Source organism: Mycobacterium sp. (assembly GCF_032162105.1).
Classification (GTDB): domain Bacteria; phylum Actinomycetota; class Actinomycetes; order Mycobacteriales; family Mycobacteriaceae; genus Mycobacterium.
In genome coordinates this window covers 1-7,967 of record NZ_JAVRPS010000117.1, presented here as the reverse complement: position 1 = coordinate 7,967, position 7,967 = coordinate 1, and the positions used below count along the sequence as shown (strand labels likewise).

At 67.9% G+C, this 7,967-nt stretch carries 7 protein-coding genes and 1 pseudogene; 3 read left to right on the top strand and 5 right to left on the bottom strand.

The genetic code is table 11. The features are described 5' to 3' along the window. The coding region (locus tag QOC69_RS05790) for a DUF899 family protein (RefSeq protein WP_526437290.1) at positions 1–649 on the bottom strand (649 nt) is incomplete at its 3' end. Positions 650–744: 95 nt separating this feature from the next. Between QOC69_RS05790 and QOC69_RS05785 the strand changes: the two genes are divergently transcribed. Beyond that, positions 745–1,479, top strand: coding sequence for an MgtC/SapB family protein (locus tag QOC69_RS05785; protein ID WP_526437288.1), 735 nt, complete (start codon positions 745–747; stop codon positions 1,477–1,479). 71 nt (positions 1,480–1,550) lie between these two features. On the opposite strand, the gene QOC69_RS05780 is transcribed toward QOC69_RS05785, so the two are convergent. Continuing rightward, a complete protein-coding gene (locus QOC69_RS05780; RefSeq protein WP_526437286.1) occupies positions 1,551–2,954 on the bottom strand; it encodes an MFS transporter in 1,404 nt (467 codons plus the stop codon). Between the two features lie 41 nt (positions 2,955–2,995). Next, a complete protein-coding gene (gene uvrB / locus QOC69_RS05775) occupies positions 2,996–5,158 on the bottom strand; it encodes an excinuclease ABC subunit UvrB (RefSeq protein ID WP_526437284.1) in 2,163 nt (720 codons plus the stop codon). Positions 5,159–5,214: 56 nt separating this feature from the next. Here uvrB and QOC69_RS05770 point away from each other — a divergent pair, with 56 nt between their 5' ends. Together QOC69_RS05770 and QOC69_RS05765 are read left to right on the top strand one after the other, a co-directional pair. Then, a complete protein-coding gene (locus QOC69_RS05770) occupies positions 5,215–5,721 on the top strand; it encodes a ribonuclease FAU-1 family protein (RefSeq protein ID WP_526437292.1) in 507 nt (168 codons plus the stop codon). A gap of 11 nt (positions 5,722–5,732) precedes the next feature. After that, complete coding sequence (locus QOC69_RS05765) at positions 5,733–6,326, top strand: hypothetical protein (RefSeq protein WP_526437282.1); 594 nt, start codon at positions 5,733–5,735, stop codon at positions 6,324–6,326. Here the strand turns inward: QOC69_RS05765 and coaE are convergent. Continuing rightward, complete coding sequence (gene coaE / locus QOC69_RS05760) at positions 6,323–7,501, bottom strand: dephospho-CoA kinase (RefSeq protein WP_526437280.1); 1,179 nt, start codon at positions 7,499–7,501, stop codon at positions 6,323–6,325. The two genes, QOC69_RS05765 and coaE, sit on opposite strands and share 4 nt — an antisense overlap. A 76-nt stretch (positions 7,502–7,577) precedes the next feature. Next, positions 7,578–7,967: pseudogene (gene rpsA, locus QOC69_RS05755) on the bottom strand (30S ribosomal protein S1); the annotation flags it as partial.

Sequence of the window (7,967 nt, the reverse complement as noted above, 5' to 3'; positions counted from 1 at the left end):
AGAACGGATACCCGACCGCGGAATGGTCCAGCCCGCGGGCGAACGCAGAGTAGGTGTGGAACACCTCGTCACCGCGCCGGAGGAAGACACTGGCGCCGGGAATGTCACCCCGGAGATCGTCGTCGGTCCACCCGTCGGCGCGCAGTTCGTCGAGTGCCTTGTAGTTGTACTCGATCGGCGCGCGGGCCGGATCGAGCGTGACGTGGTAGTCGTAGGTGAAGGCACCGTCGCGCGACGAATACCAGGGGAACGTCCAGCCGTGTTCGTCGCGGTACCGGGCGATGCTGGCGTACGGCGCCCTGGACACGCATGCGAGCGTGACTCCTCGCGCGTTGAGCAGCGCACGGTCCCCTTCCGTGAACGTCAGGTCGGCGGCGGCGGTGCAACTGGGACACCCGCGGTCGCCGTCGTCGATCCACATGAAGTGGTGAACGTAGAGTTGCGGCCTGCCCTCGAACAGATCGAGCAGACGCACCTCACCGTCGGGGCCGTCGAACACGTAGTCCTCGACCACCTTCACCATCGGCAATCTACGGCGCTGCGCATTGACGGCGTCACGCAGATGGGTGACCTCCCGTTCGCGGGCCAGCAGTTTGCGGCGTTCGGCCAGCCACGCCTCGCGGGTCGCGACATCGGGGAATGCGGTCATTCGACTCTCCTCTCGAAAACTGTTCTCCCATGTGTTGACTCACTGGACGTCGAAGAGTCATCGCGCGACGCCAAGTTCGCGATAGCTTCGTACCCATGCATCAGTGGCTCGCCGATCCGGCGTTCTTCGGCGGCCCCGGTCAGGGCATCCGGCAGATCATCGAGTTGTTCGTCGCGTTCGGGCTGACCGCACTGATCGGCATCGAGCGCGAGATCCAGGGTAAGAGCGCCGGACTGCGCACGCAGACCATCGTCGGCACGGCGGCGGCGTTGATCCTGCTCGTCAGCAAGTACGGGTTCTCGGACGTGCTGGTCGACGGTCTCGTGGTCGTCGACCCGTCCCGCGTGGCCGCCCAGATCGTCACGGGCATCGGCTTTCTCGGCGCAGGCATCATCATCTTCCGCCGCGGTTCGGTGCACGGTCTGACCACCGCGGCGTCGGTCTGGGAGTCGGCGGCGATCGGCATGGCCGCCGGATCGGGACTGCTGCTGCTCGCCTGCACGGTCACCGCCATGCACTTCATCATCGTGCTGGGCTTCATGCCGATCGCCCGGCGACTGGCGTCCAGGCTGAGCGGTTCGGTCCGGCTGCACGTCACCTATGAAGAAGGTCGCGGCGTGATGACGGCCCTCCTGCAGGCCTGCGAGCGTCGACAGTGGCAGCTCGCCGAACTGGCAGCGGACCCGGCCGGCGAACCGCTCGGCGCAGCGCCAGGTCAGTCGGGCGTGCTGCTGACCTTGTCGGGCCGCGGGATTCTCAACGCGCCCACGGTGCTGGCCGGCATCGACGGCATCACCGCGATCCGACAACTCGACGAGGATCCCGACTGAGGCTGAACTGACATGACGAGCGACCTTCTGACCGCGGTGTTGGACGCACACGGCGACGTCCGGTTCTCGCCCTAGCCGGCTGGGTTGGCCCGCGTGGCACGGACCGACGCGAACGTGCCGAGCACCGCGAGCACCGCGAAGACCGCGAACATCCACCGAGCCGCCGTCTCGTCGCCGCGGTCGGTCATGTTCACCACCACGCCGGCCAACCCGGCGCCGAACGCACCGCAGATCAGTTGGACCGTATTGATGGCCGCCGCGGCCAAGCCGCCCTCGACGGGATCGTCGACCGAGCTCATCGCCCACGCCGACAGATGCGGCCACGCCATGCCCACCCCGGTGCCGGTGATCAGCAGGGCCACCGCCCATACGGCGATCACGCCGACGGGGGCATCCTCGAATTGGCTGACGGCGGCGATCCCGAGACCCACGGCCATGACCAGCGGCGCCACGGCCACCGTGCGCACGATCACCCGCGACTTCGTCGCCGATGCGCTGACGATCTCACCGATCGTCCAACCGACCGACAGGGCCACCGCCAGGAACCCTGCCGCCACCGGCACCAGATGTGCGAGGCGCTGGCCGAACAGCGGGACGTACATGTCGGCCATCGTGGCGGCCATCAGCACGCCGAGCGTCACGTAGATCCACTTCAGCGGGCCGGGCCGAAACGCGGTGGCCGGCAACACCGAAGACGACGTCCGGCGATCGACGACGAGGAACGCCCCGACCAGCGCGACGCCCGCCGCCAGCAGCGCGGCGGTGAGCGCGGTGTTGCGTGGGATGCCCGCCACGCTGATCGCCAGCGCTGCCGTCCCGAGCAGAAGCAATGACCAGACTGGGATTCGGCTTGGCGGCGGCGGTTCGGCGCCGGGCTGCCGTCCCGGCAGTGCGAACGGCACCAGGATCGCCATGGCCACCGTCAGGACCGCGAGTGCACCGAATGCCCAACGCCACGAGCCGTATTGGGCGAACAGCCCACCCGCGGCGGGGCCAAGCACGGTGCCGACGCCCCACATCGCCGAGACGAGCGCCGACGCCTTCGTCCACAACGATTGCGGCAGAGCAGAATTGATCACTGCGTAGCCCAACCCCGCGAGGATGCCGCCGCCTGCACCCTGCACGGTGCGGCCGACCAACAGCAACTCCATGGTCGGTGCGAACGCGGCCAGCAGGCTGCCCACACCGAACACGCTCAGGGCGGCGAGGTAGGACCACCGCGGCCCCAGCCGGGCCAGCGTCGCGCTCACCGTCGTGGCCGCGACCACCGAGGCGACCAGATAGACCGTCGTCACCCAGGCATAGAGTCGCTGACCGCCGATCTCGGCGACCGCACTCGGCAGCAGACTGACGGTGAGGAACTCATTGGTGGCGTACAGCGCGACGCCGCCCGCCAAAACGGTGGAGGCCCCCAGGTACCTCGGGCCAAGGAGGTCCCGCCAGCCTGCAGTCGGCACCGCATCAGTCTGCGTCACACGCACCACCGTAAGAGCTCAACCACGGTTGAGATCAAGCACTACTTGAGCCCGGCGGCATCCATCCCGCGGAGCTCCTTCTTGAGGTCGGCGATCTCGTCGCGGAATCGGGCCGCCAGCTCGAACTGCAAGTCCCGCGCCGCGGCCATCATCTGTGCAGTGAGGTCCTTGATCAGGTCGGCGAGCTCGGCCCGCGGCATGTTCTTGGTGTCGCGGCCCTCGAACACGCCGCCGCTGATCGCCCGGCCCGGCTCACCCTGAGCGCGCCTGCCCCGCGACGCGTTGCGACCGGAACCGCCGACCTCGACGGTCGCATCGGTGTCGTCGGCTTCGCTGTAGACCTTGTCGAGGATGTCGGCGATCTTCCTCCTCAGCGGCTGCGGATCGACGCCGTGCGCCTCGTTGTAGGCCACCTGCTTGGCTCGACGGCGGTCGGTCTCGTCGATGGCTTGCCGCATCGAGTCGGTCATCCTGTCGGCGTACATGTGCACCTCGCCGGACACGTTGCGCGCCGCACGGCCGATGGTCTGGATCAGGCTGCGAGACGATCGCAGGAAGCCCTCCTTGTCGGCGTCGAGAATCGACACCAGCGAGACCTCGGGCAGGTCGAGACCCTCGCGCAACAGGTTGATGCCGACCAGCACGTCGTACTCACCCAGCCGCAGCTGTCTCAGCAGCTCGACCCGGCGCAACGTGTCGACCTCGGAGTGCAGGTAGCGCACCCGGATGCCGGTCTCCAACAGATAGTCGGTCAGATCCTCGGCCATCTTCTTGGTCAGCGTGGTCACCAGAACGCGCTCGTCCACCTCCGTGCGCTTGCGGATCTCGCCGATCAGGTCGTCGATCTGGCCCTTGGTGGGCTTGACCACCACCTTCGGATCGACCAGCCCGGTCGGCCGGATCACCTGTTCGACGAACTCACCGCTGGCCTGGCTCAGCTCGAAGGAGCCCGGCGTGGCGGACAGATAGACGGTCTGACCGATCCGGTCGGCGAACTCCTCCCAGGTCAGCGGCCGGTTGTCGACGGCCGACGGCAGCCGGAAACCGAAGTCCACCAGGTTGCGCTTGCGCGACATGTCGCCCTCGTACATGCCGCCGATCTGCGGCACCGTCACGTGCGACTCGTCGATGACGAGCAGGAAGTCCTCCGGGAAGTAGTCCAGCAGCGTCGCAGGGGCCGTCCCTGCCGCCCTGCCGTCGATGTGCCGCGAGTAGTTCTCGATCCCAGAACAGAACCCGACCTGACGCATCATCTCGACGTCGTAGTTGGTGCGCATCCGCAGACGCTGCGCCTCCAGCAGCTTTCCCTGGCCCTCGAGCTCGGCGAGCCGCTCCTCCAGCTCCTGCTCAATCGACGAGATCGCATGCGCCATCCGCTCGGGACCGGCCACGTAATGGGTGGCGGGGAAGACCCGCAACGAGTCAACCTTGCGCACCACGTCACCGGTCAGCGGATGCATGTAGTACAGCGCCTCGATCTCGTCGCCGAAGTACTCGATGCGCACGGCGAGCTCCTCGTAGGACGGGATGATCTCGACCGTGTCACCGCGCACCCGGAAGGATCCCCTGGTGAACGCCATGTCGTTGCGGTTGTACTGCACGTCGACCAGCAATCGCAGCAAGCCGTCGCGCGGCACCTCGTCGCCGACCTTGAGCTCCACCGACCGGTCCAGGTAGGACTGCGGTGTGCCGAGTCCGTAGATGCAGGACACCGATGCCACCACGACCACGTCCCGCCGGGACAGCAGGCTCGACGTCGCGGAGTGCCGCAGCCGCTCGACGTCGTCGTTGATCGAGCTGTCCTTCTCGATGTAGGTGTCCGTCTGGGCGATGTACGCCTCGGGCTGGTAGTAGTCGTAGTAGGACACGAAGTACTCGACGGCGTTGTTGGGCAACATCTCCCGCAGCTCGTTGGCCAGCTGCGCGGCCAGCGTCTTGTTCGGCGCCATCACCAGGGTGGGCCGCTGCAGACGTTCGATGAGCCAGGCCGTGGTTGCCGACTTGCCGGTGCCGGTGGCGCCCAGCAGCACGATGTCACGCTCCCCCGCGGCGATGCGGCGCTCCAGCTCCTCGATGGCGGCCGGCTGATCGCCAGCGGGCTCGTGTGGGCTGACCACCTCGAACTGTCCGCCCACGCGCACGATGTCGTCGACGGCGCGGTACTCCGAGTGCGCCAAGACGGGGTATTCGGTAGCGAATGCCATGTTCACAGCGTAGAACCACGCACCGACATGTGCTGTCCCCGACCTATGCTGGGCACATCCACCCGCCCAAGCGCGAAACGTTCGATCTCACCGCCCGCACCAACACCGATCCCAAGGGCATCGTGCGGGCCGTCGACGTCTACACCGTCGAGCCGTGGGGGCTGTACATGGCCCGGCCCACCCCGGGCCGCGCCCAGTTCCACTACCTCGAGTCGTGGCTCCTGCCCTCGATCGGTTTGCGGGCCAGCGTGTTTCACTTCAACGCAGGCTACGAGCGCGCTCAGGACTTCTACCTCGACGTCGGCAGTTACTCACCGGGGCCGACCGAGTGGCACGCCGAGGACCACTACCTCGATCTGGTCGTCCGCACCGGTCAAAGTGTCGAACTGGAAGACGTCGATGAACTGCTGGTTGCGGTGCGGCACGGCCTGCTCACGCCGGACACCGCCGAACGGGCCGTTCGAACCGCGGCCCGTGCGATCGACGGGCTGGCCAGGCACGATTACGCCCTGGAAAAGTGGCTAGCCGACCTCCATATGGTTCTGACCTGGCGGGGAGCGTAATGTCTGTTCCCATGAGCTCTACCAAGGCTGGATGGATCGCGGCCGCGGCGGCCGCCATCCTGCTGTCCAGCGTTCAGACAAGCGCGGGCGTTGCGCAGGCCGATCCCGACGTCCCGCCGGGACCAGAGGCCACGGAACAGTCCGCCGATGCAACCGCCCCGCCCGAAGGGCAAGTGCCGGATCTCGGGCCAGGGCCGTACAACGTGGTCTACCGGGCTCGTGTCGACGGCGTATCGCGCGGTGCGACGGTCAACTACGCGATCGCCGACGATCAGGTCAACACCGCGAACCCGACGATGGTGCCCGGCCGAGTGTTCGAGGCGACGGGCGTGGTGTCCGATGCGAAGAAGGCGGGCATGCAGGTGTCCATCCAGTGGCCGTACTCGGCCAGCCTGCACTGCGAGATCTTGGCCAACGATCAGGTCATCGCGCAGGCAGACCAGTTCGTCGCGCCGCGCCTGACACCGCAGCGAAACGACCCGGGGTACGGCGTGCTCAGCTGCGGGACGGTGACCAACTTCCCGACCGGCAACACGGCCCCCATCGATGAGCCTGCGCCGGTGGACGGTCCGCCGCCCGCCGACGCACCACCGCCTGCGGCCTAGGGCCGCCAGCCCGTGGCGTCAGCCCACGCCCAGGCCCGGCGATAGGCATCGACGAACCACGGCTCCTTGGCGTCGGCGTACTCGCCGGTGGTCCGGCCGCCGGCGGCGGCCACGTCGCGCTTCAGGGTGAGGTACTCGTCGCACGCGCCTGGCTCGGCCACCAGCCAGTCACGGAACAGCAGCGCGAACTGTTGATTCGGCCAGCCGTCGACGCGGATGTGCACGTTGGTCGGTCGTCCTGGGTCGGCCGATGCGTGTAAGCGCTTGTGCCACAACGCCGGATCGGGCGTATGGGCGACGTCACCGGTGACGTCGGCGATCCGCGGATAGCCTGCCGTCAGCAGTGCATCGACGAGTTCGTCGGCCACTTCGAGCGACGGCACGGTGACCTGCACGTCGATGACGTCCTTGGCGTCCAGACCGGGCACCGCCGTCGACCCGATGTGGTCGATGCGCATTGCCCGATGCCCGCACGTGGTCTTCAGGCGGGCCACGATGCGGCGTGCCTGATCCGGCCACGTCGGGTCGGATGGCACCAGGTGCGGCGTCACCCGTGCCGGCTCGCGGGCGGCGACGTTGTGCGCGAACGGCACGATCCGCTCGCGCCACAGCGTGCGGGCGCGTTCGGCCAAGTCCTCGGCGGTGCCGGAGTTGTCCAGCCAGACGTCGGCCACGGCGCGCCGCTGCTCCTCGGTGGCCTGGGCGGCGATCCTGGCGCGGGCGTCGGCCTCTGGCATGCCCCGTTGCCGGACGAGGCGCGTCACCCGCGTCTCCACGTCGGCATTGACGATCACGACCAGCGGGAAAAGCGGCGCCATCTGCGACTCCACCAGCAGCGGGATGTCCTCGACGATCACCGCATCCTCGGGCGCCGCCGCGATGAGCTCGGCGCGCCGCTTGCCGACGAGCGGATGCACGATGCCGTTCAGCGTCGCGCGCTTCTCGTCGTCGGGGAACGCAATCGCCGCCAGGGCAGGCCGGTTGAGCGCGCCGTCGGGCAGCAGAATGTCCGTGCCGAACGCCTCGACGAGAGCGGCCAGCCCCTCGGTCCCCGGCTGGACGACTTCACGGGCGATGACGTCGCCGTCGACGATGATGCCGCCGCAGTCGGAGAAGGCCGTGGACACCGTGGACTTGCCGGCACCTATACCGCCGCTAAGGCCGATGCGAAGCACGGCACCAGTCTGTCAGGACACCGAGACGACGAACGCCCCGGCTCAGTGTGAGCCGGGGCGTGCGTCGTGCTAGACGTTAGGCGCTTCCGGCCAGCTTCTCGCGAAGCGCTGCCAGCTGTGCGTCACTGGCCAGCGTCCCGCCGGTGGGCTCGCCCGAGCTGGACGAGGAAGACGACGACGAGCCGTTGGCGGTCGCAGGCCTGCTGGCTGCCTCCGCGTCGGCCGCCGCGAACTTCTCCATCTGGGCGGTGTGCATCTTGTGCCGGCGCTCGGCCTCGGCGTACCGGGCCTCCCACTCGTCACGCTGCTTCTCGAAGCCTTCCAACCATTCGTTGGTGTCGGCGTCGAAGCCCTCGGGGAAGATGTAGTTGCCGGCCTCGTCGTAGCTGTCGGCCATGCCGTACTTCGACGGGTCGAACTCCTCGGTGTAGTCCTCGTTGGCCTGCTTGAGGCTCAGCGAGATGCG